This is a genomic window from Vreelandella sp. F11, assembly GCF_042466685.1.
In the GTDB taxonomy this organism is placed as follows: domain Bacteria; phylum Pseudomonadota; class Gammaproteobacteria; order Pseudomonadales; family Halomonadaceae; genus Vreelandella.
Genome location: NZ_CP170448.1, coordinates 1895080 through 1920383 on the forward strand (window position 1 = coordinate 1895080; position 25304 = coordinate 1920383).

Annotated in this window: 20 protein-coding genes; 15 read left to right on the forward strand and 5 right to left on the reverse strand. The window is 57.0% G+C overall.

The annotated features are described in order from the left end of the window. Positions 1-6 precede the first annotated feature (6 nt). Both ftsZ and lpxC read left to right on the forward strand, forming a co-directional pair. Positions 7-1182, forward strand: coding sequence for a cell division protein FtsZ (gene ftsZ / locus ACFIOZ_RS08555; RefSeq protein WP_226249799.1), 1176 nt, complete (start codon positions 7-9; stop codon positions 1180-1182). A 134-nt stretch (positions 1183-1316) separates the two neighbouring features. Continuing rightward, entirely contained in the window at positions 1317-2228 is a 912-nt protein-coding gene (gene lpxC, locus ACFIOZ_RS08560) for a UDP-3-O-acyl-N-acetylglucosamine deacetylase (protein ID WP_088698606.1), read from the forward strand. Between the two features lie 116 nt (positions 2229-2344). On the opposite strand, the gene ACFIOZ_RS08565 is transcribed toward lpxC, so the two are convergent. Continuing rightward, the gene (locus ACFIOZ_RS08565) at positions 2345-2806 is read right to left on the reverse strand and encodes a DUF721 domain-containing protein (RefSeq protein ID WP_386083259.1); all 462 of its coding nucleotides are present in this window, start codon (positions 2804-2806) and stop codon (positions 2345-2347) included. Positions 2807-2916: 110 nt separating this feature from the next. Here ACFIOZ_RS08565 and ACFIOZ_RS08570 point away from each other — a divergent pair, with 110 nt between their 5' ends. From ACFIOZ_RS08570 to ACFIOZ_RS08585, 4 genes are all read left to right on the forward strand, one after another. Beyond that, complete coding sequence (locus ACFIOZ_RS08570) at positions 2917-3279, forward strand: hypothetical protein (RefSeq protein WP_386083260.1); 363 nt, start codon at positions 2917-2919, stop codon at positions 3277-3279. A gap of 89 nt (positions 3280-3368) precedes the next feature. Next, positions 3369-6101: a preprotein translocase subunit SecA gene (secA, locus tag ACFIOZ_RS08575; RefSeq protein ID WP_386083261.1), complete on the forward strand. Its 2733-nt coding sequence runs from the start codon at positions 3369-3371 to the stop codon at positions 6099-6101. Between the two features lie 65 nt (positions 6102-6166). Continuing rightward, a complete protein-coding gene (argJ, locus tag ACFIOZ_RS08580) occupies positions 6167-7396 on the forward strand; it encodes a bifunctional glutamate N-acetyltransferase/amino-acid acetyltransferase ArgJ (protein ID WP_386083262.1) in 1230 nt (409 codons plus the stop codon). A gap of 119 nt (positions 7397-7515) precedes the next feature. Next, positions 7516-8472 (forward strand): Nudix family hydrolase, encoded by a 957-nt coding sequence (locus tag ACFIOZ_RS08585; protein WP_386083263.1) that lies wholly within the window; start codon positions 7516-7518, stop codon positions 8470-8472. 131 nt (positions 8473-8603) lie between these two features. Here the strand turns inward: ACFIOZ_RS08585 and ACFIOZ_RS08590 are convergent, their stop codons facing one another. Continuing rightward, complete coding sequence (locus ACFIOZ_RS08590; RefSeq protein ID WP_386083264.1) at positions 8604-9506, reverse strand: carbon-nitrogen hydrolase; 903 nt, start codon at positions 9504-9506, stop codon at positions 8604-8606. Between the two features lie 10 nt (positions 9507-9516). Continuing rightward, positions 9517-10584, reverse strand: coding sequence for an agmatine deiminase family protein (locus ACFIOZ_RS08595; protein ID WP_386083265.1), 1068 nt, complete (start codon positions 10582-10584; stop codon positions 9517-9519). A 178-nt stretch (positions 10585-10762) separates the two neighbouring features. Here ACFIOZ_RS08595 and ACFIOZ_RS08600 point away from each other — a divergent pair, with 178 nt between their 5' ends. Both ACFIOZ_RS08600 and ACFIOZ_RS08605 read left to right on the forward strand, forming a co-directional pair. Further along, positions 10763-12004, forward strand: coding sequence for a lipoprotein-releasing ABC transporter permease subunit (locus tag ACFIOZ_RS08600; protein WP_386083266.1), 1242 nt, complete (start codon positions 10763-10765; stop codon positions 12002-12004). Positions 12005-12044: 40 nt separating this feature from the next. Then, positions 12045-12788 (forward strand): ABC transporter ATP-binding protein, encoded by a 744-nt coding sequence (locus tag ACFIOZ_RS08605; RefSeq protein ID WP_386083267.1) that lies wholly within the window; start codon positions 12045-12047, stop codon positions 12786-12788. A gap of 16 nt (positions 12789-12804) precedes the next feature. Here the strand turns inward: ACFIOZ_RS08605 and ACFIOZ_RS08610 are convergent, their stop codons facing one another. Further along, positions 12805-13362: a DUF2062 domain-containing protein gene (locus tag ACFIOZ_RS08610; protein ID WP_386083268.1), complete on the reverse strand. Its 558-nt coding sequence runs from the start codon at positions 13360-13362 to the stop codon at positions 12805-12807. Positions 13363-13458: 96 nt separating this feature from the next. On the opposite strand from ACFIOZ_RS08610, the gene ACFIOZ_RS08615 reads away from it, so the two are divergent. From ACFIOZ_RS08615 to murB, 7 genes are all read left to right on the forward strand, one after another. Continuing rightward, complete coding sequence (locus tag ACFIOZ_RS08615; RefSeq protein ID WP_386083270.1) at positions 13459-15738, forward strand: DNA internalization-related competence protein ComEC/Rec2; 2280 nt, start codon at positions 13459-13461, stop codon at positions 15736-15738. 72 nt (positions 15739-15810) lie between these two features. Beyond that, positions 15811-17547, forward strand: coding sequence for a lipid A export permease/ATP-binding protein MsbA (gene msbA / locus ACFIOZ_RS08620; protein ID WP_386083271.1), 1737 nt, complete (start codon positions 15811-15813; stop codon positions 17545-17547). Beyond that, positions 17544-18560 (forward strand): tetraacyldisaccharide 4'-kinase, encoded by a 1017-nt coding sequence (gene lpxK / locus ACFIOZ_RS08625; RefSeq protein WP_386083272.1) that lies wholly within the window; start codon positions 17544-17546, stop codon positions 18558-18560. Before msbA ends, lpxK begins: the two co-directional genes overlap by 4 nt. Positions 18561-18573: 13 nt before the next feature. Beyond that, on the forward strand, positions 18574-18807 hold the full coding sequence (locus ACFIOZ_RS08630; RefSeq protein ID WP_088698620.1) for a Trm112 family protein: 234 nt from the start codon (positions 18574-18576) through the stop codon (positions 18805-18807). Beyond that, entirely contained in the window at positions 18807-19574 is a 768-nt protein-coding gene (gene kdsB, locus ACFIOZ_RS08635; protein ID WP_386083273.1) for a 3-deoxy-manno-octulosonate cytidylyltransferase, read from the forward strand. Before ACFIOZ_RS08630 ends, kdsB begins: the two co-directional genes overlap by 1 nt. 99 nt (positions 19575-19673) lie before the next feature. Next, positions 19674-20138: a low molecular weight protein-tyrosine-phosphatase gene (locus ACFIOZ_RS08640; protein ID WP_386083274.1), complete on the forward strand. Its 465-nt coding sequence runs from the start codon at positions 19674-19676 to the stop codon at positions 20136-20138. A gap of 25 nt (positions 20139-20163) precedes the next feature. Beyond that, on the forward strand, positions 20164-21192 hold the full coding sequence (murB, locus tag ACFIOZ_RS08645) for a UDP-N-acetylmuramate dehydrogenase (protein ID WP_386083275.1): 1029 nt from the start codon (positions 20164-20166) through the stop codon (positions 21190-21192). Positions 21193-21272: 80 nt separating this feature from the next. Here the strand turns inward: murB and rne are convergent, their stop codons facing one another. Continuing rightward, entirely contained in the window at positions 21273-24716 is a 3444-nt protein-coding gene (gene rne / locus ACFIOZ_RS08650) for a ribonuclease E (protein ID WP_386083277.1), read from the reverse strand. Between the last annotated feature and the right edge of the window lie 588 nt (positions 24717-25304).

The following is a 25304-nucleotide window of genomic DNA, read 5'->3' on the forward strand; positions in this document are numbered from 1 at the left end:
GGGCTTATGTTCGAATTGGTAGATAACGCACCCTCGAGCAGTGCGGTCATCAAAGTGGTTGGCGTTGGCGGCGGTGGCGGCAATGCTGTTAACCACATGGTCGAAAGTAATATTGAAGGCGTTGAGTTTATCTGCGCCAACACGGATGCCCAGGCGCTTAAACGCGTATCGGCAAAAACAGTGCTGCAGTTGGGCAGTGAGATCACTAAAGGGTTAGGTGCAGGTGCCAACCCTGAGGTGGGACGCCAGGCGGCAATGGAAGATCGTGAGCGCATCGCAGAATTGCTGGTGGGCGCAGATATGGTCTTCATCACTGCCGGTATGGGCGGTGGTACGGGAACCGGAGGCGCGCCGGTGGTGGCCCAGGTCGCCAAGGAGCTTGGGATTCTTACCGTTGCCGTCGTAACGCGTCCCTTCCCCTTTGAAGGGCCAAAACGTATGCGCGCTGCTGAAGAGGGCATGAAAGAGCTCTCAGAACACGTGGATTCGTTGATCACTATTCCCAACGAAAAACTGCTCTCCGTGCTGGGCAAGAACGCCACGTTGCTGACGGCTTTCAGTGCGGCGAACGATGTGCTGTTGGGCGCTGTTCAAGGTATTGCAGAGCTGATTACCAGTCCGGGTATCATCAACGTCGACTTTGCTGATGTGCGCACCGTTATGTCTGAAATGGGCATGGCGATGATGGGTACCGGTGGTGCCACGGGTGAAAACCGTGCTCGCGAAGCGGCTGAGAAAGCTATCCGTAGCCCGCTGCTGGAAGATATCGATCTGCACGGCGCCCGCGGTATTCTGGTCAACATCACGGCAGGGCCCGACTTGTCCATCGGCGAGTTCAATGATGTAGGTGCTACGGTTCAAGAGTTTGCCTCTTCAGACGCCACCATTGTCGTCGGCACCTCCATTGATATGGAAATGTCCGATGAACTGCGCGTGACCGTTGTGGCTGCGGGTTTAGATGGGCAAAAGCCTAAAGCGGCGGCGCGGGAACCCGCCCGTCGTTCAGCCGCGGAATCGTCTGATTACCGCAAGTTGCAGCAGCCAACGGTCATGCGGCAACAGGCGACAGCCCGCGCTGAAGCACCCGAAGCGGCAGCAAAGCCTCGTCCTGAAAAGCGTCGCGCTTCCGAAGCCGATGACTATCTGGACATTCCCGCGTTTCTTCGCCGCCAGGCGGATTGATCTCGTTATCAGGCTCATTTGTAACAGCGAGCGAGCGTTTTATTGGCTAAAACGCTCGTTTGCTGTTAAAGTGAACACTGTTTGATAACTTTTCCCCTGCGGTTATTACCGTCATAAGAGCTCGGCTACTATCCATGATCAGACAACGCACCCTACAAAACGTCATTCGCGCCACCGGAGTGGGCCTGCATTCTGGCAAAAAAGTCCACCTGGCTTTGCGTCCGGCGCCAGCTAATACTGGGATTGTGTTTGTTAGAACCGATCTGGATCCCGTTGTACACGTTCCTGCCCGGGCAGAGTTAGTTGAAGATACCAAACTCTGTACTGCTCTGGTTTCGAATGGGGTCAAGGTGGCTACCGTTGAGCACTTGATGTCAGCCTTTGCCGGGCTGGGCATCGACAACGCTTACGTAGATGTTAGCGAGCCTGAAGTGCCCATTATGGACGGTAGCGCTAGCCCGTTTGTGTTTTTGATTCAGTCAGCGGGTATTTTGGAGCAGGATGCGGCGAAGAAATTTATTCGCATCAAGCATCGGGTAGGGGTGACTGATGGAGATAAGGAGGCGGTTTTCTTACCCCATCAAGGGTTCAAGGTTTCCTTTGCAATCGACTTTGATCATCCTGTTTTTGAGCAGCAGAAACAGACCGCGCTGATCGATTTCTCGACCACCTCGTTTGTTAAAGAGGTCTCTCGCGCACGTACGTTTGGGTTTATGCGTGATTTAGAGTTTTTGCGCTCTAATAATCTGGCGTTAGGCGGCAGTTTAGATAACGCCATTGTGGTTGACGATTACCGTATTGTTAATGAAGGCGGTCTACGCTACGAAGATGAGTTTGTTAAGCATAAGGTATTAGATGCGATTGGTGACTTGTACCAGTTGGGTTACAGCCTGATTGGCGAGTTTAGGGGGGTCAAGTCTGGCCATGCGCTAAACAATCAGTTATGCCGCGAGTTGCTGGCGCAACCCGATGCCTATGAAATTGTCACCTTTGAAGAAGAGAAGGCCGTGGCACCTATTTCCTATGTCGCTCCCGCAATGGCCTGATGCAGCATCGCCTTAGGGTTTGTTCGGTTATTAAAGCATCGCTTAGGCGGTGCTTTATGCTTTTTGGGCAATGGTTAAGTCGGAGAGCATGCTCGATTCAGGCAGCCGTGAGGATGTCACTTAGGGGAACTGGCATGAGATGCCAGCCTTTCCAAGGCGCGTTTAAGCGCTGGATGGGTGGTATCCTCAGCGCACTCAGCTAGCGTTTTCCCTGCATCGGCTGACAGGCTGCGTGTATTTCTTGGGGGCGCCACAATAGGGCGTACAGGGCGTACTTTAAAAGTAAAGCCGTTGACCCCTTCAAAGCCGGGCAATTGATGAAGTAGTTCCAGTAAGCGTTGTTGTTCAAAGCGCAACCACGTCAACCAACCCGCCTGGCCACTAATCAGCGTTAAGCGGCCTTCGCTAAAGCCACCCACAAAAATATGCTCACGCATCTCTTCGGGGAGGTGGGCGCGCAGGTGGCGTTGAGCCTGATCAATTAGCCGAGAGAGCCGCATTAATTGATTAATATCGCCCGACTTTGAGAGCAAACGGGCGATGGGCTGGGCGCGCGAACGCTTAACCTTTATACTCATACGCTTAATTCCTAGGTGCTGCTATTTTAGGCACCACGACTAATGACGTCGGCCACCTTCGCCAATGGCTGATTAGTTCACTTTATCACGCTCAGGAGTCGGTCTACAGCATGTCACCTACGCTTGATGTTCAATCTGCTTTGCCGCGGCGCCATCGCCGTTACGGTTTAGCGCGTTGGTGGCTGGCCGGCCTGTTAGTAAGCTGCCTTTTACCCGCCAGTTTAGGCCCTGCGGATGCGTTTCGTGGTGGCGAACGTAGCGTTACTATCTGTTTGTGGGTGCCCGCCATTTTGCGCGCGCAGTCCCACTGGGTAGCCAAGCGCCGACGCGCCCTGCAACGCTGGGCTCAAAGCCCCCAATCTTTTGCGCCTTTACGGCGTCTATGTCACTGGCTAGCCCCGATGACTATGCTGGTTGCGGCACGGGATGTGTTGACCCAGCGCGGCCCGCCTTCCCGCCAAGCCTGTCGTTAATACATCTACTTTGTGCATGCTGCGCAGATAAGCGGCATGCATTGAAAGGGCAACGTCCGCTGGGACGCTCGTGAATATTTGGATATTTCATGCTTAATAATTTATTACGTAAAGTCGTGGGCTCTAAAAATGACCGCGATGTTAAACGCATGCACAAGAGTGTGCCGCATATTAATACCTTGGAAGCGGAGCTCGAGGCTATTAACGATGCTGAACTACAAGGAAAAACCGCTGAACTGCGCCAGCGTTTAGAAGCCGGTGAGTCCCTTGATGCATTGTTAGCCCCCGCGTTTGCCATCGTACGAGAAGCCAGTAAACGCGTTATGGGCATGCGCCATTTCGATGTGCAGATGGTGGGCGGCATGACCCTGCACCGTGGCCGTATTGCTGAAATGAAAACGGGCGAGGGTAAAACCCTGGTGGCAACCCTGGCGGTGTATCTCAATGCGCTACCCGGTAAAGGCGTTCACGTGGTGACGGTGAACGACTATCTGGCCCGTCGTGATGCTGAGTGGATGCGCCCGCTATATGAGTTTTTGGGCCTTAGCGTTGGCGTTATCTTCTCTGGTCAGACGAGTGAAGAGAAGCGCCACGCCTATCAGTGCGATATTACCTATGGTACCAACAACGAGTTCGGCTTTGATTATCTGCGCGATAACATGGCGTTTTCGTTAGAGGATAAAGTCCAACGGGGTCTGCACTATGCGATTGTCGATGAAGTCGACTCCATTCTGATCGATGAAGCACGTACGCCGCTGATTATCTCTGGGGCGGTAGATGAAAATACCGATCTCTATAAGGTCGTTAATCAACTCGCCCAGCAGCTTGAGAAGGGCGAAGAGATTGAAGACGAAGAGGCAACGGTCGTCGGTGACTTTTTAATCGATGAGAAGCAGAAGCAGGTAGAGTTAACCGAGCAGGGGCATAATAAAGTTGAAGAGCTGATGCGCGCTGAAGGGCTGTTGGGCGATGGCGAGTCGCTGTATGCCGCGCAGAACCTTAACTTGCTCCAGCATATGCACTCGGCCCTGCGTGCCCGCCATCTCTATCACCGCGATGTCGACTATATCGTCTCTGAAGGTCAGGTGGTGATCGTAGATGAGCACACTGGCCGCTCCATGCCGGGGCGTCGCTGGTCGGAAGGTTTGCACCAGGCCGTCGAAGCCAAAGAGGGCGTCACGGTTCAGCGGGAAAGCCAAACGCTAGCCTCGACAACCTTTCAGAACTACTTCCGTCTGTATGAAAAGCTCGCCGGTATGACCGGCACCGCTGATACCGAAGCCTTTGAGTTTCGTCAGATTTATGGCCTCGACGTCGTGGTGATTCCTACCAACCGGCCATTGGCCCGTAAAGATCTCAACGACTTGGTCTATTTGAGCGCTGAAGAGAAGTACGAAGCGATTATCAAGGATGTCAAAACCGAGACTGAGGCCGGGCGCCCGGTGTTGGTGGGTACGGCGTCTATTGAAACATCCGAATACCTCGCCAAGTTGATGCGCGACGCAGGCCTGACGTTCAGCGTACTGAATGCCAAGCAGCACCAGAGTGAAGCCGAAATTATTGCCCAGGCAGGTCGACCAGGGGCGATCACCATCGCTACCAACATGGCCGGTCGCGGTACCGATATCGTTCTCGGCGGTAACTGGGAGGCCGAAGTCGCCAAGCTGCAAAACCCGAGCCAAGAGCAGATTGATGCGCTTAAAGCCGAGTGGCAAGCGCGTCATGATGGCGTGCTGGCCGCTGGCGGCCTGCACGTAGTGGGCTCTGAGCGCCACGAGTCCCGGCGTATCGATAACCAGCTGCGTGGCCGTGCCGGGCGCCAGGGCGATCCTGGCTCGACGCGGTTCTTCCTGTCACTGGAAGATAGCCTGATGCGTCTGTTTGGCTCTGACCGCGTCAAACGCCTGATGCAGGCATTGGGACTTGAGCATGGCGAAGCCATTGAGCATAAGATGGTCTCTAACGCTGTTGAGCGTGCCCAGAAGAAAGTCGAAGGGCGTAACTTCGATATTCGTAAGCAATTGCTTGAGTATGATGACGTGGCTAACGACCAGCGCCGGGTGATCTACGACCAGCGCAATGAGATCCTTGCTGCGGATAACGTTGCCGATGCCGTTATCGGTATTCGCGAAGAGGTGATGGAGTCGGCCATCAGTGACTACGTGCCGCCCCAGAGTCTGCCCGAGCAGTGGGATCTACCCGGCTTGGAAGCGCACCTCAAAACCGAGTTCAACCTTGAAGCGCCGGTGGTTAAATGGGCCGCCGAGGATGAGCGCTTCAGCGAAGAGCAACTGCGTGAGCGGCTGCAGACTATGCACCGTGAAGCCTATGCGGCCAAGATCGAGGCGGCGGGCGAGAAACTAATTCGTCGCTTTGAGAAGCAGGTCATGCTGCAAGTATTGGACACGCGTTGGAAAGAGCACCTTCAGTCAATGGATCATCTGCGTCGCGGGATTCACCTGCGTGGCTATGCGCAGAAAAATCCAAAGCAAGAGTATAAGCGTGAATCCTTTGAGCTCTTCCAGCATCTGCTAGAGCATATTAAAGCCGATGTCACGCGTATTCTGAGCCACGTGCAGGTTCGTCAGCCCGAGGAAGTGGACGCCCTTGAGCAACAGCGCCGCGAAGCGCTGGCGCGGGAAACCGCCACAGCAGCTAGCCGCCATGACGCTCCCGCCGCAGAGCAACCCGAAAACGAGCAGGAAGCACCGGGTATCGATGGCCGCCCTGTGCGTCGCGAGGGTCCGAAAGTGGGTCGTAACGATCCCTGTTTTTGTGGCTCGGGTAAAAAGTATAAGCAGTGCTGTGGAAAACTAAGCTAGCGGCGCCCGTTTTGAGACCGTTTTTGAACAGCCTGTAAAAAGGTCTTTGTCTAAAGGAGAGAATCATGGCGGTTGGAAACACTCCCTTTCCAGAGCTGCCACCCCTGCAAGGGGTGCGTCTGGGGGTTGCAATGGCGGGTATCAAAAAGCCGAATCGTCGTGATGTGGTGGTGATTGAGCTCCCAGAGACTGCGACGGTGTCTGGGGTCTTTACGCTTAATGCGTTCTGCGCCGCCCCCGTGGTCGTGGCGAAAAAGCATCTAGAGCAGTGTCGCGCAGAAAGTCGTTCGCCACGCTTTTGGCTGATCAATACCGGCAATGCCAACGCGGGGACCGGCGCAGCAGGCTTGCGCGATGCGCAAGCCTGCTGCGCCGAGCTGGCCAAGCAGGTAGGCGTGGCTGAACAGGATGTACTGCCATTCTCAACCGGCGTGATTGGTGAACCGCTGCCGATGGATCGCCTCTTAGCCGGCTTTGCGCCAGCGCTTGAAAGCCTGTCCAGCGACAGTGCTGCCTGGGAGCAGGCGGGGCAAGGTATATTAACCACCGACACCCGTGCCAAAGGCGCCACCGTCACGCTGGAAATAGGCGACCAGCAGGTGACAATTAACGGCATCGCTAAAGGGTCGGGCATGATCAAACCCAATATGGCGACCATGTTGGGGTTTGTGGTGACGGATGCCGCTATCGAAGCACCGTTACTGGATCATCTGCTGCGTGAAACCGTCGATCGCTCGTTTAACTGCATTACCGTGGACAGCGATACCTCCACCAATGACGCCTGTATGTTAGCGGCGACCGGCACAGGCCCTCGCATCGCCGATGAAGAGCAGCTTGCCGTTTTCAGTAATGCCCTACAGCGAGTGATGACCGAGCTGGCGCAGGCGATTATTCGCGATGCAGAAGGGGCAACGAAATTCGTTACCCTTCAGGTGGGTGAGGCTAAAAGTCGTCAAGAGGCGCTTGATGTGGCTTTTACGGTGGCTCACTCGCCGCTGGTGAAAACCGCGCTTTATGCCTCAGATGCTAACTGGGGGCGTATTTTAGCAGCCGTTGGGCGAGCGCCTGTGGGTGACTTTGACGTCAATCGTGTGGTGATTGATTTAGGTGATGTACGCCTGGTGGAAAAGGGCGGACGTGCAGCAGGCTACACCGAAGCAGCGGGAAGTGCCGTAATGGCGCAGTCAGAAATTACCATTCGCATTAACTTGGGGCGCGGGGAAGAGAGTGCCACGGTGTGGACTTCTGACCTCTCCCATGACTATGTGTCTATCAACGCGGATTACCGCAGCTAGTTATTCGTTCCTCGCAGCGGATTAACTGGCAGCGAAAAAGGTCATGCGCAGCGAGATAGCACCGGTGCCATCGGCATTGGTGCGCGCAGTGGATACAGACGTAACGAGTATATGAGTCTATGAGCATAAAGGTAAAACGACGGGTTCACGTCGCGGCAGCTGCCATTATCAGCGCCGATCAGCAGCAAGTACTGATCGCCCGTCGGCCGTCAAACGTTGACCATGGCGGGTTGTGGGAGTTTCCGGGCGGTAAGCTGGCGCCTTATGAAACTGGCCTTGAAGGGTTAAAGCGTGAGCTGCACGAAGAGCTCGGCGTTGAGATTGTCTGTGCCCAGCCGTTGATTCGCGTCCACCATGAGTACCCCGACAAGCATATCCTGCTTGATGTATGGCAGGTGCATGAGTTTGCGGGTGAACCCTTTGGCCGTGAGGGACAGGCGGTGCGCTGGGTGCCCATGAGCGAGCTCTCCAACTACCCCTTCCCAGCGGCTAATTTGCCGATTCTGCGCGCGGTAAGGCTGCCTACCGAGTATTTAATTACCGGTGAGGAGCTGGATGAAGAGCGTTTTGATGCGTTTTTGGAACGCGCGCTGCGTGAGGACAACATTCGCCTGGTACAACTGCGCGCCAAGCAGTTGGATGAGACGGCTTATCTGGCCCGCGCCCAGCGTGCCTTGAGTCTATGTCGTGAGCACGGTGCTCGTCTGCTGCTTAACGGTGAACCGGCGCTGCTCGATCAGATTGACGCCGACGGTATTCATTTGACCAGTGAGCGCTTAATGCAGTTGGAGCGCCGTCCGATTGCTGAAAATAAGTGGCTGTCGGCATCAACGCATAACCAAACGCAGCTTACCCAGGCAGCCGTGTTGGGATGCGACTTCGTTAGTCTCTCGCCGCTACGCACCACGCCATCGCACCCCGAAGTTGCGCCCCTCGGTTGGCATGATTTCCAGCAACTGGTCGAACGCGCAGGTATGCCGGTGTTTGCACTGGGCGGAATGACGCGCTTTGATGCCAACCACGCTCGTGCCGTGGGTGCTCAAGGGATCGCCTCGATCCGTGACTTCTGGAAGTAACACGCCCGGCCAGAACGCATAAAAGCGCAAGTAGTGAAAAACGCCTGCCTGGAAGTTATCCAGAGCAGGCGTTTTTTTATTGATGCCCAGCTTGGCTTACACATCAGCGACGAGCGACGTTTAGTCTAAGCCTAGTCCCGGTAGCGACGGGTTAGGTCTCCATAGGCATCCACACGGCGATCACGCAGATAAGGCCAGATGCGGCGAGTATTTTCACTGCGTGCCATATCAAGGGTAACGACCAACTGCTCTGTCTCTTCCCCCGCATGGGCAAGTAGTTCACCCTGCGGCCCGCAGACAAAACTGCCGCCCCAAAACTGAATGCCATCGCCGACCCCGGAGTGATCCGCCTCAAAGCCAACCCGGTTGGCCACCAGTACGGGCAAGCCGTTGGCCACGCCGTGGGCGCGCTGAATCACTGTCCAAGCATCTTTTTGGCGGCGCTTCTCTTCCCCGTCGTCATTGGGATCCCAGCCGATCGCCGTGGGGTAGAGCAGCAGGTCGGCACCGGCCAGCGCCATCAGTCTGGCGGCTTCGGGGTACCACTGATCCCAGCAGACCAAGACGCCGAGGCGACCCACGGATGTTTCGATCGGAGTAAAGCCTTCTCCACGGGCGCTGTCATGATCCCCCGGGGTGAAGTAAAACTTCTCATAAAACCCTGGGTCATCGGGAATATGCATCTTGCGATACTGGCCAACGCGGCCTTTGGCGCGGTCATAGACCACGGCGGTATTGTGGTAGAGCCCCGGTGCGCGGCGCTCAAATAGCGAGCCGACCAAGACAATATCCAGCTCTTTAGCGAGCGCCGCCAGGCGCTGGCCGGTCGGGCCATCCAAAGGTTCTGCCAAGTCAAACAGCGAAGGGTCTTCAAACTGGCAAAAATAGTGGGTGGCATGCAGTTCTTGAAGCAGCACCAGCTGCGCGCCTTGCTCAACGGCACTGCGAATGCCTGCTTCACTGGCAGACAGGCTTTGGGCTTTGTCCGGCCACGCCGGTTGCTGCACAACAGCGACGGTTAGCGTTGTCGACATGGTGACTCCTTTAACAAATGGCGGTCGTGGTAGGCGTGCCCCGGGCAAGCGTGCCTTTGGGAAGCTGCATGGTTAAACAGTGCAGGCTGCCATGTTGGCGAATAACGCTGACGCACTCAATAGGGATGAGCGTATGCTCAGGAAAAGCAACCGCTAGCGCGCTCAGTGCGGTGACATCCGCCGGATCGCCGTAGGTAGGCACTAGTACGGCCTGATTAATAATCAGAAAGTTGGCGTAGGTGGCGGGCAAGCGGTGGCCATCCTCAGGGTCAAAGCAAGCCTGGGGCCAGGGCAGAGGGATAAGGCGGTAGGGTTCGCCATTGCGCTGCCTGAAAGCCAGCAGCTCCTGCTCCATGGCCGCCAGGGCCGGGTAGTGCGGATCGTTGGGGTCATCGCAACGCACATAGGCGATAGTGGTTGGGTTGCAGAAGCGTGCCAGCGTATCGATGTGGCTGTCGGTATCGTCGCCCTCTAAATGGCCGTTGGCCAGCCACAGTACACGGTCGACGCCGAAGTCTTCGCCAAGCTGCGCTTCTATCTCTGCTCGGGATAGCGTGGGGTTGCGATTAGGGTTAAGCAGGCAGGCTTCTGTGGTAAGTAGGGTGCCTTCGCCGTCGGTTTCTATACCGCCGCCTTCAAGTACCAGATTTCGCGATGACACCGGGCAAGCCCAGGCACCCGCATCGGCCAGCCACTGGGTGAGACGGTTATCGTGCTCGGCAGGAAATTTACCGCCCCAGCCGGTGAAGGTGTAATCAAGCATCACACATTGGCCATCTTCATCGACCACGCTGATAGGGCCGTGATCCCGCGCCCAGGTATCGTCGGTGGGTGCGACAATAAGCTGCAGGCGTTCGCCGGGAACGCCGTAGGCCTCAAAAGTAGCGGCCAAGCGCTGCTTAGTAAGTTCATCAGGTACGCAAATCAACACGCGCTGATAGCCAGCGGTGGCCATCACAATGCGCTCGAGAGTGGCTTCGATGCGCGCAAGCAGTGGTGCCCAATCACCGTCTGGGCGTGGCCAAGTCAGTTGTATCCCATCCTGAGGATACCATTCGGGTAGCAAACGGTACGTCATAAAAGCGCAGCCCCACGGTCAGCAGTAAATCGGCGCAATGTAGGGCGTGGCGGGGCAAGTTGCAAGCGTAACGTTTTATTCTGAACGCTCACGGCGAAGGTCGCTCTAATGGCCGTTTGAACATGCAGAGAGACTAAAAAAACCGTACCATGAGCGCTTATTGATAAGGAATGACGCCATGCTTGATCGTTTGCCTTTCCTGGTGGGGCTGCGCTACGTGCGCGCTAAACGCCGGAATCACTTTATTTCGTTTATTTCACTTACCTCAATGTTGGGGTTAATGCTGGGGGTCGCGGTACTTATTTTGGTGCTGTCGGTCATGAACGGCTTCGACCATGAGCTGCGCACGCGTATTTTAGGCATGGTGCCCCACGCTAAAATCGAGTCCCGGGTGGGCATGGTCGAGTGGGAAACGTTAGCCGAAGAGCTGATGCAGCGCGAACGTGTCATCGGCGCAGCGCCCTATGTCGAACAGCAGGGCATGTTCTCGGTGGGCGGGCGTAATCAGGGCGCCATGGTTAATGGCATTAACCCTGATTGGGAGGATCGGGTGTCGATTATTGGCGATCATATGCGCCAAGGCGAACTGAGCGATCTGGTTCCTGGTGAGTGGCATGTGGTGCTGGGCTCCATGCTGGCGCGTAACTTGGGCGTCGGGGTGGGGGATCGAGTGACACTGCTGGTACCTGAAGCATCGATTACCCCCGCCGGGGTCTTTCCCCGCTTAAAGCGCTTTACCGTTAGCGGTATTTTTAGCGTCGGGGCTGAACTGGATGCCAATTTGGCCTACGCCAATATCGAAGATATGCAAACGCTTGCCCGGCTTGGCGATGCGGTCGGCGGGCTGCGTCTAGAGTTGGATGACCTGTTTGCAGCCAGCAGCGAAACCCAGGCGATTCTCAATGACCTTGGGCCGGAGTATCGGGGCAGCGACTGGACGTTCTCTCAAGGCAATCTTTTCCAGGCGATACAGATGGAAAAGCGCATGATCGCGCTGCTGTTAACCGTCATCATTGCCGTGGCAGCATTTAATATCGTCTCGACGCTGGTGATGGTGGTGACCGATAAGCGTGCGGATATCGCCATTCTGCGTACCATCGGCGCTAAGCCGAGCTCGATTATGGGGATTTTTATTGTTCAGGGCATGGCCATCGGCTTTATTGGTATCGCCATTGGGGTGGCCGTGGGTGTGCTGCTGGCGCTGACCATTGCTGATCTGATTGGCTGGGTGGAAGGCACGCTGGGGATCCAGTTCTTGGATGCAGGTGTCTACTTTATTAGCGATCTGCCTTCTCGGCTGCAGTGGAATGATGTCAGTCGCATTGTTTTGGCAGCCTTTGGTCTGACGTTCCTGTCGACACTCTATCCCGCTTGGCGGGCGGCAAAAGTTCAGCCAGCGGATGTATTGCGCTATGAATAATGGCTTCAGGAGCAATGATTTCAGGAACCAGGATGACACGATGTCTATGAATTCGACGCCTATCGATTCTTCGTCTACGAATACCCGGCAAGAAGCGGCGGTTATGCTTGATTGCCAAGCGCTGACACGAACCTATAGTGAGGGGCCCCAGGATCTGACGGTGCTGGACAAGCTCAATTTGCAGGTGCGCGCCGGGGAGCGTGTGGCTATCGTGGGTAGCTCGGGCTCGGGTAAAACAACGTTGCTCAATTTGCTGGGGGGGCTTGATCGCCCCAGTGAAGGCAGCGTCATAATCGCTGGTGAACCGCTGTCAGGGTTGAATGAGGCGGCACTGGGCAGCTTTCGCAACCGCTATATCGGATTTGTGTACCAGTTCCATCACTTGTTGGCGGAGTTCACTGCGCTTGAGAATGCGGCGTTGCCGCTGATAATTCGCGGTCAGTCAAAAAAGGCCGCCGAGAAGCGGGCTATGCAGATACTTGAGCGGGTAGGTATGCAGCCGCGGGCGGATCATAAACCCGGTGAACTGTCCGGCGGGGAGCGCCAGCGGGTGGCGATTGCCCGTGCGCTGGTCACCGATCCTAGTCTGGTACTCATGGATGAGCCCACAGGCAATCTGGATCAAACCACGGCGGCGACTATTTTGGCACTCATGGATGAACTGGCCAAAGAGAGCGCCTGTGCATTCGTGATTGTGACCCACGACGTTAGCCTGGCGGCCCATCAAGACCGCGTGCTTAAACTGGATGCAGGTAAATTGGTCGAGCAGACACCGGCGCGTTAACCGTCGGGTTCAATCATTAAACCTTATCGTCAAATTCAGCTTCTATCTGCGCACGCCGCTGCCGACGTATCTGGCGGCGGCGTTTCCAGTTATGGGAGACGTGCCAGCGCCAGATCAAGCGAATGCCAATATTGACCACGATGGCTAAGACTACCGCGGTTACCAACGAGCCGACGACCAGTGCCGGCATAATGTCGTGCATCTGTTCGGCGATCCAGCGTGTCGAAATGCGTGACGGGGCTTCCCGCACGGGCGCGCCCAGAATAAAAGTACCTATCCGGTAGTTACCGTAAAAAAATAGCGGCATCGTTAATGGATTAGTAATCCATACCAGGCCCACCGAGAGAGCTAAGTTGCAACGTGTAATACGAGCGCCCAGGGCTGCGACCACCATCTGAAAGGGGATGGGTAGCATCGCGCAAAACACACCCACGCTAAAGGCATTGGCAACGCTTCGGCGAGTTAAAAGCCACAAACCCGGATCTGCAATCAGCGGTGCCATAAAGCGAAGCGAGCGCTGCTTCCTGATGGTGTCGGGTTTGGGCATGTAGCGCTGCAGGAACCTGCGCGGCATGACGGATACTCTTACCTATCGATGTGGCCCATTATCCATATCGAGCTGCCTTTCGGCTATGCTAGGCCATCAATGAAGTTCGCCAGGGAGAGTTCTATGCGGTTAGGGGTTGCCATGCCAGCGGCGCTTTCGGCACTCGCCGGGGGCACTGTTGCCTGGTACAGCCACACCGCAGGGGTAACTCCCAACGCCTTTGGATGGGTATTGGTTGCTGCTTTGCTAGGCATGGGGTGGCGCCCGCGCATAGGCATATGGCTGCTAGTTGGTGCCTGGGTCTTCATTGGGGTACAAAAAGAGTGGGGGAGTCGTTTGCCTGCGGGGCTAGGCGGAGAAGATATTGCCGTGGAGGCAACCGTGTTGACTGCTCAGCCAGTGGGCAGTGCAACGCGCCTGCTGTTAAGCGTCGATAAGTGTCAAAGCGCTTTAATTATCAGGGGGCAACGGCCCAGCTGTTCGGCGCTCGGCAAGGTGCGCATAACCGCTTATAGCGATGCGCTATTTGAGCCCGGTGAGCAGTGGCAAATGACGCTTCGTTTGCGACCCCCCAGCGGCTTTGCCAATCCTGATACCTTCAATTATGAGCAGTGGCTGTGGCGCGAAGGAATCCACGCTACCGGCTACCTGCGCCAGGAACCAGCGCCCGTTAGGCTCTCTCCCGCAGACCCCACGCTGCGCCAGCTTGCGCTGGATTTTTTAGCCCGCAAGCCCCTTGACGCACGAACCAAGCGCTGGTTGGCCGCGCTGACATTAGGCGATAGTGAACAGTTAACCCAAGATGACTGGTCGCTGCTGAACGCCACCGGTACCACGCATCTGGTGGTGATTTCAGGCTTGCATGTCGGGCTGGTGGCGTCATTTGTGCTAATGCTGGCCAAATTAGGCGCGCGTTTTACCACGCCCACCCACTGGCGCATGAGCACCTGGCCTTGGTGGTTGGCAGCGCTAGCCTGTGTGGGTTACGCCACCCTTGCCGGGATGGCGCCGCCGGCCATGCGGGCGATGGTGATGACACTGGTCGGGCTGTGGGTGCTGAGTGGTCGGCATGCGCCGGGGCCTTGGCAAGGCTGGTGGCTGGCACTTGCGCTGGTACTGCTATTCGATCCATTGGCGCTGTGGCGTCCTGGAATGTGGCTATCGTTTATCGCCGTAGCGTGGTTGATTATTATTTGGCAGGGGCGGAGCCGCCCCCAGGGTATCAAGGGCTGGTGCTGGGCGCTGGTGAGATCGCAACTGCTGCTAGCGCCGTTAATGGCCGCTGCGGTATTGGTGGCCTTTGGGCGGGTGGCGCCCGCCGCGCCATTGATCAATTTAGTTGCCGTGCCTTGGGTGAGTTCGGTGATGGTGCCCACGGCGCTGCTGGGGTGGTTGCTGTCACCCATCCCCTTGGCGGGAGAGGCGGTATGGTGGCTGTTTGAGCAGGCGCTGAGCGTGTTCAACCTGTTGCTGACGCTGGCTGTGCAGCACTGGCCCTTGTGGGAGCCTGACCGGCCATTAGCCTACCCGCTCGCCTTGGCGTTGTTGCTGCTGTCATTATGCTGGGGGCTACCTGCCGTGCCGCCCGGTTTACGGCTGACGGCTACTGCGCTGGTGGTGGCGCTGTCCTGGTGGCCGCTTTCGTCATCGCTGCCTCCCCATACGCTCAGTGTCAGCGTGCATGACGTGGGGCAGGGGCAATTGATCGAGCTGCGTAGCGAAAACTATCGCCTTCTTTATGATACCGGGCCGCGCTTTCGCAGTGGTTTTATGCCTCTGGAGGCGCTTTGGTCGCCGGGGCAGAAGTTTGATCAAGTCATTGTTAGCCACGCTGATAATGATCATGCCGGCGGTATCGGTGCGTTGCTAGCCGATCATCAGGTCAAACAGTGGCTGGCGCCTGCGGGTGAAGCACTGCCAGTTCCAAGTAGTAACTGCCAACGTGGCCAACACTGGGAGCGTGACGGCGTCAGCTACCGTATTCTCTGGCCCCCCGCAGGGAGTAACGATTTTTCTGCTAACGATCGCTCCTGCGTTCTTGAGGTGAGCGTTGGTGAGCAGCGGCTGCTGATTACGGGGGATGTGGGCACCGAGGTGGAGCGGCGCTTTCTGCGTGAGGTAGACCTGCCCGTTAGTGTTTTGGTGGCAGGGCACCATGGCAGTGGTACCAGTTCGGGCATCCAGTTTGTGCGCCATGCCTCACCTGAGCATGTGGTGTTCAGCGCGGGACGCGGTAACCCTTTTCACCATCCGGTCGATTCGGTGGTGCGCCGTTTTCGCCAGCAGGGAAGCTGTCTATGGAGCACGGCCCATGACGGAGCGCTGCGTTTTCGGCTAAACGCGGCCCAACCTATTCAGATTGAAACGATGCGACCAGTGCCAGGACGACGCAACCAGTGTTGAAGCGCGTCGCCATCAGGTAGAATTCCCCGCATTGCATACTATAGGCCCTTGGGTCTTCGGCCAGGAGCGCGTGTGACTGATTCAGGTTGGGTTATCTATAAACGGTTGTTGGGCTATGTAAAGCCGCATTGGCGTGCTTTTGCGCTGGCAGTGGTGGGGTTTGTGGTTTACGCAGCGTCGAGTACCGCGCTGGCAGAAATGATGAAGCGTCTCATTGATGGCATTCAGAACCCCGATGCCGCTTTTCGGTTCTTTCTACCGCTGTTTGTCATTATTATGTTTTCCGCCCGGGGGGTAGGTACTTTTTTAAGCACCTACTTCATGGCCTATGTTGGCCGTTATGTGATCCATACACTGCGCTGTGATGTGTTTGCCCATCTGCTGCATCTACCCGGCTGGTTTTTTGACCACCACTCCAGCGGTCAACTGGTATCGCGGGTCACCTACCACGTTGAGCAAGTGGCGGGGGCGGCCACCAAGGCAGTGACGATTATTCTTCGTGAAGGCCTGTTCGTGGTTGGTCTGGTGCTCTATCTGCTGTGGACTAACTGGATGCTAACACTGCTGTTTTTGGGTGTGACGCCGATCATTGCCGTCGTGGTTAGCTACGTCAGTAAGCGCTTTAGGCGCATCTCAAAACGCATTCAGCACTCCATGGGCGATGTTACCCATATTGCCTCGGAAGCGCTGTCAGGCTACCGGGTAGTACGCACCCATGGTGCGGAGGCGTATGAAAAGCAGCGCTTTGAGCGGGTCAGTGAAGAGAACCGTCGCCAAAGCATGAAAGAGGCCATGACCCGTGCAGTCAGTTCTCCGGTCATTCTCATGCTGGTGGCTATCTCCATGGCCATACTGGTGTGGCTGGCCATGGCGCCCTCGTTGATGGCCAATATGACCCCGGGGGAGTTCGTTGCTTTTATTACTGCAGCGGCGCTAATGATTAAGCCAGTGCGGCAGTTAACCGAGATTAACGGTGAAATTCAGAAAGGCTTGGCGGCGGCATCAGAACTTTTCGGCTTGCTGGATATGACTCCCGAACAGGATAGTGGTAAGCAAATTGCCAGCCGTTTAAGGGGGGATGTGGTGATTGATCATGTCAGCTTCCGTTACGCTGATGATCAGCCCGAAGTCCTGCACGATATCAATCTGCGCGTCGCACCGGGCGAGCTGGTGGCCATCGTCGGTCGTTCGGGAAGTGGCAAGTCCACCCTGGTTAGCCTGCTGCCACGTTTCTATCGGCCCAGCCAAGGCAGTATCCGTATTGATGGCATTAATCTCGATGAGTACGCACTGGGCCCGCTGCGCCAACAGATTGCGCTGGTATCCCAGCAGGTGACGCTATTTAACGCTTCCATTGCCGATAATATTGCCTACGGCGTGGCCAACCCTGATCCCCAGGCGATTCAAGCAGCTGCTGAAGCCGCCTACGCCCATGAGTTTATCGATAAGCTTCCCAATGGTTACGCCACCACCGTGGGTGAAAATGGCGTGATGCTCTCCGGGGGCCAGCGTCAGCGGCTGGCGATTGCCCGGGCGATCTTCAAGGATGCGCCGCTGCTGGTGCTGGATGAGGCGACTTCAGCGTTGGATACTGAGTCTGAGCGCTATATTCAAAAAGCCCTGGAGCGGGTCTGTGAAGGACGGACTACCCTAGTCATCGCCCACCGTCTTTCTACCATTGAGCGGGCCGATCGAATCGTGGTGATGGATCAAGGGCGGATTATCGAAGAGGGGACGCATCAGGCGCTGCTGGAGGCCGACGGCGCCTACGCGGCGCTGCATCAGCTACAGTTTCAAGAAGTGCTATGAGAACGCTGCCAGAGCGTTGGCTACAAGGCGCGTACCAGGGCAGTCGCTGGCTATCGCCGCTGAGGCCGTTAGGGGCGTTGTATCAGTGGGCCATGGCGCGGCGAGAACAAGCCTACCGGATTGGCAGCAAAGCCAGCTGGAAGGCGCCGGTGCCGGTGATTGTCGTGGGCAATATCACCTTAGGGGGAACGGGTAAATCGCCGCTGGTGGCGTGGCTGGCTAGCTGGCTGGTGGCTCAAGGCTGGTCGCCAGGCATTGTAAGCCGCGGCTATGGTGGCAAGGCGTCGCGTTACCCGCTGCTGGTCACCGCCGCCACTAACGTGGCTGAAAGCGGCGATGAGCCGTTGATGCTGGCACAGCAGACGGGGCTGCCGGTGGTAGCGGATCCCCAACGTGTGCGGGGGGCTCAGGCACTGGTAGAGAGGGGCTGCGATATTATCCTTAGCGACGACGGTTTGCAGCATCTGGCCCTGGCACGGGATATTGAGCTGGTGGTTGTCGATGGTGCCCGTGGGTTAGGTAACGGGCGCTGCCTGCCTGCCGGACCGCTGCGCGAGACACCCACTCGATTACAGCGGGTTGATGCGGTGATCGTCAACGGTGACTTTCAGCCGCCGCTGCCGGTTGACTCGGCGCTTATGCCGTCAGCGATCACTATGCAGTTAGCACCGCTGGGCTGGCGCCGCCTGGCAGACGGTGAACGCTTTCCTCTCTCACCACTGCCGTTTACGCTGCCGGTGCACGCAGTGGCAGGTATCGGGCATCCCCAGCGCTTTTTTAAGACACTTTCCACCTTGGGGGTCGAGGGTGAGTGGCATCCGTTAGCCGATCACCAGCAGTTTAGTGCGGACGCGCTAAGCTTTGTAGATACCCGCCCAGTGATTATGACCGCCAAAGATGCCGTTAAGTGTTACACCCTGGCGCCGCCCAACAGTTGGGTATTAGACGTGGAAGCCACTCTTCCACCCGAATTTGAGCACTGGCTGGCAGCGCGGCTGTCGGCACTTTCATGAAGGAGATATGCGCATGGATAAGGAACTGCTGGCGATGCTGGTCTGCCCGTTATGTAACGGCAAGCTGAAGTATGATCGCGAAGCTCAAGAGCTGCGCTGCCACTACGATGGTTTGGCCTATCCGATCCAGGAGGGTATCCCGGTGATGCTGCCTGAAGAGGCTCGCGCTATGGATGCCGATGAAAAGCTGCCGAATTCTCCTGGCCGCACGCCAGGAAGCTCTCCAGGACATTCAGGAGGCGCTTAATGGCTTTTCCCGACTTTACGGTTGTGGTGCCCGCACGCTACGGCTCCACCCGGTTGCCCGGCAAGCCGCTGCTTGAGATTGCCGGGGAGCCAATGGTTGCTCACGTATGGCGGCGGGCTTGCCAAAGCCACGCCAGTCGAGTCGTCGTAGCGACGGACGATAGCCGCATTCGTGATGCCATGCTGCCTTACGGCGCCGAGGTGATTATGACCCGCGACGATCACCCCTCGGGCACCGACCGTTTAGCCGAGGTGGCTGATAAGTTGGCGTTGGCGGAGGATGCGCTGCTGGTGAATGTGCAGGGCGACGAGCCTTTGATTCCCCCTGCGCTGATCGACCAGGTGGCTATGCGCCTAGCAGGTGATCCTGAAGCGTCGATAGCCACGCTGGCAGAGCCTATCAACGACGTGGACACGCTGTTTAATCCCAGCGTGGTCAAGGTAGTGCGCACACTGCAAGGCCGCGCGCTCTACTTCTCACGGGCACCGATCCCCTGGGATCGTGAGCAGTTCACAACACCGCCCACCCTGCTGGCAACCGATGCCTGGCTGCGCCATATCGGTCTGTATGCCTACCGCGCCGGTTTTCTAGCCGCCTACCGCGATTGGCCCGCCTCAAGCCTTGAGCAGCTCGAACAGCTTGAACAGCTACGTGCACTGCAGAACGGCCACGTGATTCAAGTGGCATTGGCCAGCGAAGTAAACCCTGCCGGTGTCGATACCGCTGAGGATCTAGCGCGGGTTCGGGCGCTGCTGACGCTGACATAGCGCGGGTCCGGGCGCTGTTGACATAGAGCGGATCCGGGCGCTGTTGACATAGAGCGGGTTCGGACACTGCTTGAGCAGCTCAGCTTTTAAGGAGCGATCGTGAAAGTACTATTTGTATGTTTAGGCAATATTTGCCGCTCACCCACCGCCGAAGGTGTTTTTCGGCGTGCTCTTGAGCGAGCAGGGTTGGCCGATGTGGTCGAAATAGACTCCTGCGGCGTTGGCAGTTGGCATGTCGGCAAAGCGCCAGACGCCCGCGCGCAGCAGGCAGCGCTACTGCGCGGTATCGATATAAGCGACCTGCGTGCCCGCCAGCTAAGCGAGCACGATTTTACCCAATTCGACTACGTGCTCGGCATGGATCAGGACAATTTATGCGCCATGCGCGAGCTGAAGCCTGCCAATAGCCAGGCGCATGTTGGGCTGTTTTTAGATTTTGCAGGTACCCCCGGTGCTGAAGTCCCAGACCCCTATTTTGGCGGTGATGAGGGATTTGAGCAGGCCCTCGATATGATTGAAGCTGCCTCAGAAGGGCTGATTCGCCACCTTAAGCGAGAGCTGTAATGGGGCTAAGGGTGTGGCTGCACAGATGAAGATTCTCAGCAATGTGGATTTGTCCGCCGCTAATACGCTTAGGCTCCCCTGCCAGGCAGAGCGCTTTGCGGCGCCAACGACCTTAACAGCACTACGCCAAACGCTAGCCGAGGCACGCCGAGAGGAGTGGCCCGTCACGTTGCTAGGGGGCGGCAGCAATGTTCTGCTTCCTGAAGCGCTACCCGGTTTGGTGGTGCGGCCTGATTTGCAACAGTACTGGCTCAATCAGCGTCAAGGGGATGTGCTTGCTTATGTCGGGGCGGGGGTTAATTGGCATACCCTGGTAATGGCGACTGCTACACGCGGCCTGTGGGGCATTGAAAATCTAGCACTCATCCCCGGCAGTTGTGGTGCTGCACCGGTGCAGAACATTGGTGCCTACGGCGTTGAACTGGCCGATACGCTGCAGGCGGTGCAGGTCATGGAGCTGGCCACCGGACAGGTTAAGTGGTTAGACACCCAGCAGTGTGCTTTTGGTTACCGTGAGAGCATTTTTAAAGGTGCATTGGCAGGTCGTGTTGTGATCACCCAACTGGTGTTGCGCTTGTCACGCACGCCAGTACCCCGGCTTGGCTATGGTGACCTTGCCATACGATTAGCCGGTTCTTCCACATCCACACCTTCGCCCACGCCGCTCGCGGTCGCCGAAGCGGTATGTGCCATTAGGCGCGAGAAGTTGCCTGACCCCCATAAGCTTGCCAATGCGGGGAGCTTCTTCAAAAACCCCTTGGTGCCTGATGCGCAGGCAGCGCAGTTATTGCAGCAGTATCCTGCTATGCCCCATTTCCCCCAGGAGGGAGGGCAAACAAAGCTGGCGGCGGGCTGGTTAATTGATCAGTGTGGTTTGAAAGGGATGCGCGATGGCGCCTTTGGCGTGCACCAGCATCAAGCGTTGGTTTTGGTGCACTTTGGCGGTGGCAACCGTCAGGGCTTAATGAAAACAGCCGACTATATCGCTAATCAGGTCGAGACCCGTTTTGGGATGCGGTTAGAGCCCGAGCCACGGCTGATTAACCCTCATTAGTTAACCTTCAGTCGACGATGCCCATAACGTAAAAATCCCCGCCGGAGCGGGGATTTTTGTTACTACAACACGCGGCCGATCTATTCCGAGCGGTTGTCTTGTTGCGCCTGTTTACGCTTCTCGCGCGGATCGTTGTGAGCCCGAGAGCGACGACGTCGCGGTTTAGGCGTTTCTTCGCCTGCGGCATCTTCACTTGGCGCTTCACTGGCGACCGGCGGAACGGGCTGAGCGTCTGCTTGAGTTACAGGGGCTTCTGCCACAGTGTGGTCAGTCGCTGCTGGCTCGTCGCTACTCTTTTCAGTGGTAGTTTCAGCGCTATCCAGTTCAACGCTACTCTCTTTAACGACACTCTCTTCAACGTGCTTTGCTTCAACGTGCTTTGGCTCATCACCTTTTTCTGCTGCGTCTTGCGTCGGTTCGCTGCTAGAGGGCTCTTCAACCGCAGGGGCAGCAGATCCAACAGCGCTGGGCGTTGCTGCTTCCTGGCTGGTTTCCTGAGCCTTCGTTGCTGCTTCGGGCTGATGCTGGCCGCTGCTTTGCTCTGTATCCCGACTATTGAAAGGTGCAGGGGAAGCGGCCTCTCCAATCGTTGTTGATGTATCGGCAGCGTTGGCCGCAGGCGGTGCGATGGAGTCTGGCGCTACCGACTCGCTAGTCATTGGCTGGCTATCATCACCCGTTAGCTTGGCGTCAGTTGGTTCAGCGTTCTCCTCGGCTGTTTCTGAGTTTGCCTCTGACGGTGCTGCCTGCGCATTGGTCGCTGTGGCCTCCGGTTCGCTCGGCTTGGCAGTATCTTCATTCTGCCCAGCGGTGTCGGACTGTTCCGCTTGGGGGGCCGCTTTCGGCTGACGGCGCTGGTGCGTCGATTTACGCGCTTTGGCGTTCACTGCCGCTGGCTGGTCGGCGGTCGTTGCGTCGCCCGCTTGCTCAGCCTCTGGCTTGGCTTCAGAGTCTAACTTAGTCTCAGAGCCTACCTTGGCCTCAGGGTCTAATTGGGTTTCCGACTCACTCTTGGCGCTTGACTCAGGTGCATCGTCTGCCGCCACTTCTGGCTGAGCGGTATGGGCATCCGACCTCTCCGCTGCCGGGGCTGCTGCTGCATCCTGAGAGGCGGCGTTAGCCTCTTCTGTAGCAGAGACCCCTTTCGGCTCTGGCGTTGCTGCTGGCACTTCATTTTGTGCCTCGGCCTGCAGCTTTAACTGCTCGGCTTCAGCCTGGGGGTTGATCGCCTTGGTGCGCGTGCGGTTACGCGGGTTGTTACGGGTACGCTTTGGCTTGCCGTCGTCTTGCTTCGCTTCTGGGGTTTTAGCCTCTGAGCTTTTGGCCGCTTCATCGCGCTGAGTGTCGCGGTTTTTATCACCACTGTTATCCCGACGTGACTCTTTCTGAGCTGCGTTTTTGCCACTGCCGCTCTCTTTAGAGCTCTCTTTGGAAGAGCTGTCAGCTTTAGTCTCTTTACGAGGTGCTTTGTTAGCTACTTCTTGACCGTTCGCATCCTCCTGCTGGGGGTGGCGACGGCGGTTGCGGGTGCGGCTAGGGCCGCTGCGCTTATCGCCATTATCGTCACTGGCAGGACGCGGGGCGCTACTGCGCTGCTCGGTTTTTTGTTCAGCGTTTTGTTCAGCTTTTGGTTCGGCTTTTGCCTCAGGACGGACGTTGCTATCGCCGCGTGAAGGCCTCTGCCGCGACTCGTTGCTGCGCTGAGAGGGTCTACGTTCGCTCGATTTGCGTGGTGCTGGGGTTTCAGCCTTGGGCTCTGGGGCGGCCTCAGTACTATTTTCGTCGCTACCCAGCAGTTTTGCGAAACCACGGATAAAGCGACCGATGACGCTAGGCTGCTCGCTCGCTACCGGTGCTGGCTTAGCCGCCGGGGCAGCTACAGGCGCCTTCTCTTCCGTTTGCAGCGATGCGGGCGCAGGGGCGTTATGGGTGACACTCTTGACGGCGGCTTCGGCCCGTTGAGCGGGTGGCACAAAGCTGGGCGTCGGTTCTTTGCCTATTTCAGTATCGGTGGAGAGCTCAAAGCTCGATAGGCTTTGAGTGTCGTCCTCGTCCAAGTGATCATCACGCAGGCGCTGTACGTCGTAGTGAGGCGTATCCATATCCGGATTGGGCAGCAGTACGACACGCACATTCTGGCGAGACTCAAGATCAGCCAGCACGCTGCGTTTTTCATTGAGCAGGTAAGTCGCCACGGGTACCGGCAGGATGGCGCGAATTTGCGCGCTATTCTCTTTCATGGCCTCTTCTTCAATCAGGCGCATGATGGAGAGCGACAGCGAACGCACATCGCGAATGGTGCCCTGGCCATTACAGCGCGGGCAGACCACGCCGCTGGTTTCACCCAGCGAAGGACGCAGGCGTTGGCGGGACATTTCCATTAGGCCGAAGCGTGAAATACGGCCGATCTGAACCCGGGCGCGATCCAGCTTGAGGGCATCGCGCATGCGGTTTTCGACTTCCCGCTGGTTGCGCGCAGGGCCCATGTCGATAAAGTCGATCACGACTAAACCGCCGATATCGCGCAGGCGCAACTGGCGGGCGATCTCATCGGCGGCTTCGGAGTTGGTCTGCAGGGCGGTCTCTTCAATATCGCTACCGCGGGTGGCGCGGGCGGAGTTAATATCGATGGAGACCAGTGCTTCAGTGTGATCGATCACGATCGAGCCACCTGAGGGAAGCTTCACTTCACGCTGGTAGGCGGTTTCGATTTGCGACTCGATCTGGAAGCGTGAAAATAGCGGTACTTCGTCTGCGTAGAGCTTGATTTTCTGCTGATACGACGGCATCACCTGGCGAATAAAGCCCAACGCTTCGGCGTGAATCTCGGGGCTGTCGATCAAGACTTCGCCGATGTCCTGGCGCAGGTAGTCGCGCATGGCGCGAATGATGACGTTGGATTCCCGGTAGATCAAAAACGGGGCAGGGCGCTTGGCGGCTTCGGTGGTGATCGATTCCCACACCTGAACCAGGTAATCCAAGTCCCACTGCAGCTCTTCCGGGTTGCGGCCGATGCCCGCAGTGCGCACGATCAGGCCCATTTTATCCGGTACGGTCAGCTGACCCATGGCATCTTTGAGCTGGCTGCGCTCGTCGCCTTCGATACGGCGAGAAATACCGCCAGCCCGAGGATTGTTGGGCATTAGCACCAAAAAGCGACCCGCCAGACTAACAAAGGTTGTCAACGCGGCGCCTTTATTGCCACGCTCTTCCTTATCGACCTGAACGATGACCTCTTGGCCCTCTTTGAGCACTTCTTTAATGCTTGGACGTCCAGAGACATCTTTCACAAAGTACTCTTTAGAGATCTCTTTGAGCGGCAAAAAACCGTGGCGGTCAGCGCCGTAATCGACGAAGGCAGCTTCAAGCGAGGGCTCTACGCGGGTGATTTTACCGCGATAGATGTTGGCTTTTTTCTGTTCTCGCGCGCCGGATTCGATATCCAGATCGTAGAGGCGTTGTCCATCAACTAAAGCGACGCGCAGCTCTTCGGGCTGGGTCGCATTAATAAGCATCCGTTTCATAGTGTCTCGCATAGCGTTGCGTACCGGCGAACTGCCTATTGGGTGACGTAGGCGAATCGCTGGGTGCTGCGTGCTTGTGCTCGGCGCATTGCAATGCTGACGCGTCAAGCCGGGAAGGCGTCATCGCCAACCCGGCCTATAGGGCGTTGAGTACGTGGCGGAGGCAGGACGTGTTCCGGTGGCTGTCACGTCCATCCGGCCCTGCTGACACCGCCAACACCTGGCATTCATCGATTCACCAACGCCGGCCACCGGCACAGCGTTGAACTTTTCGCCCGGAGTCAGTCAGCGCTTTGTGACGAATAAAGCGAGGCTGCTCAGGACGTGGCGTTGTTTCGTTACTGCCTGCCGTTGAGGGCTAGGCTTATTTTCATCTGCCGGCATAAAAAACGGGCGGCAGCGTTACTGCATTTTTAAGATCAGTTTTAATACTGGAAAAACGGGCAATGCGTACACTGGTGCCGTTTTTGCGTTCAGGCCTGCGTGTTAGTCGGGCAGGCGCTTAACCAAGCTCAGCGGTGATGCTCTCTGCTAACAAAATTATTCAATTAGCTATCGAACAGCTAGTCACTAGCGCTAGACAAGACA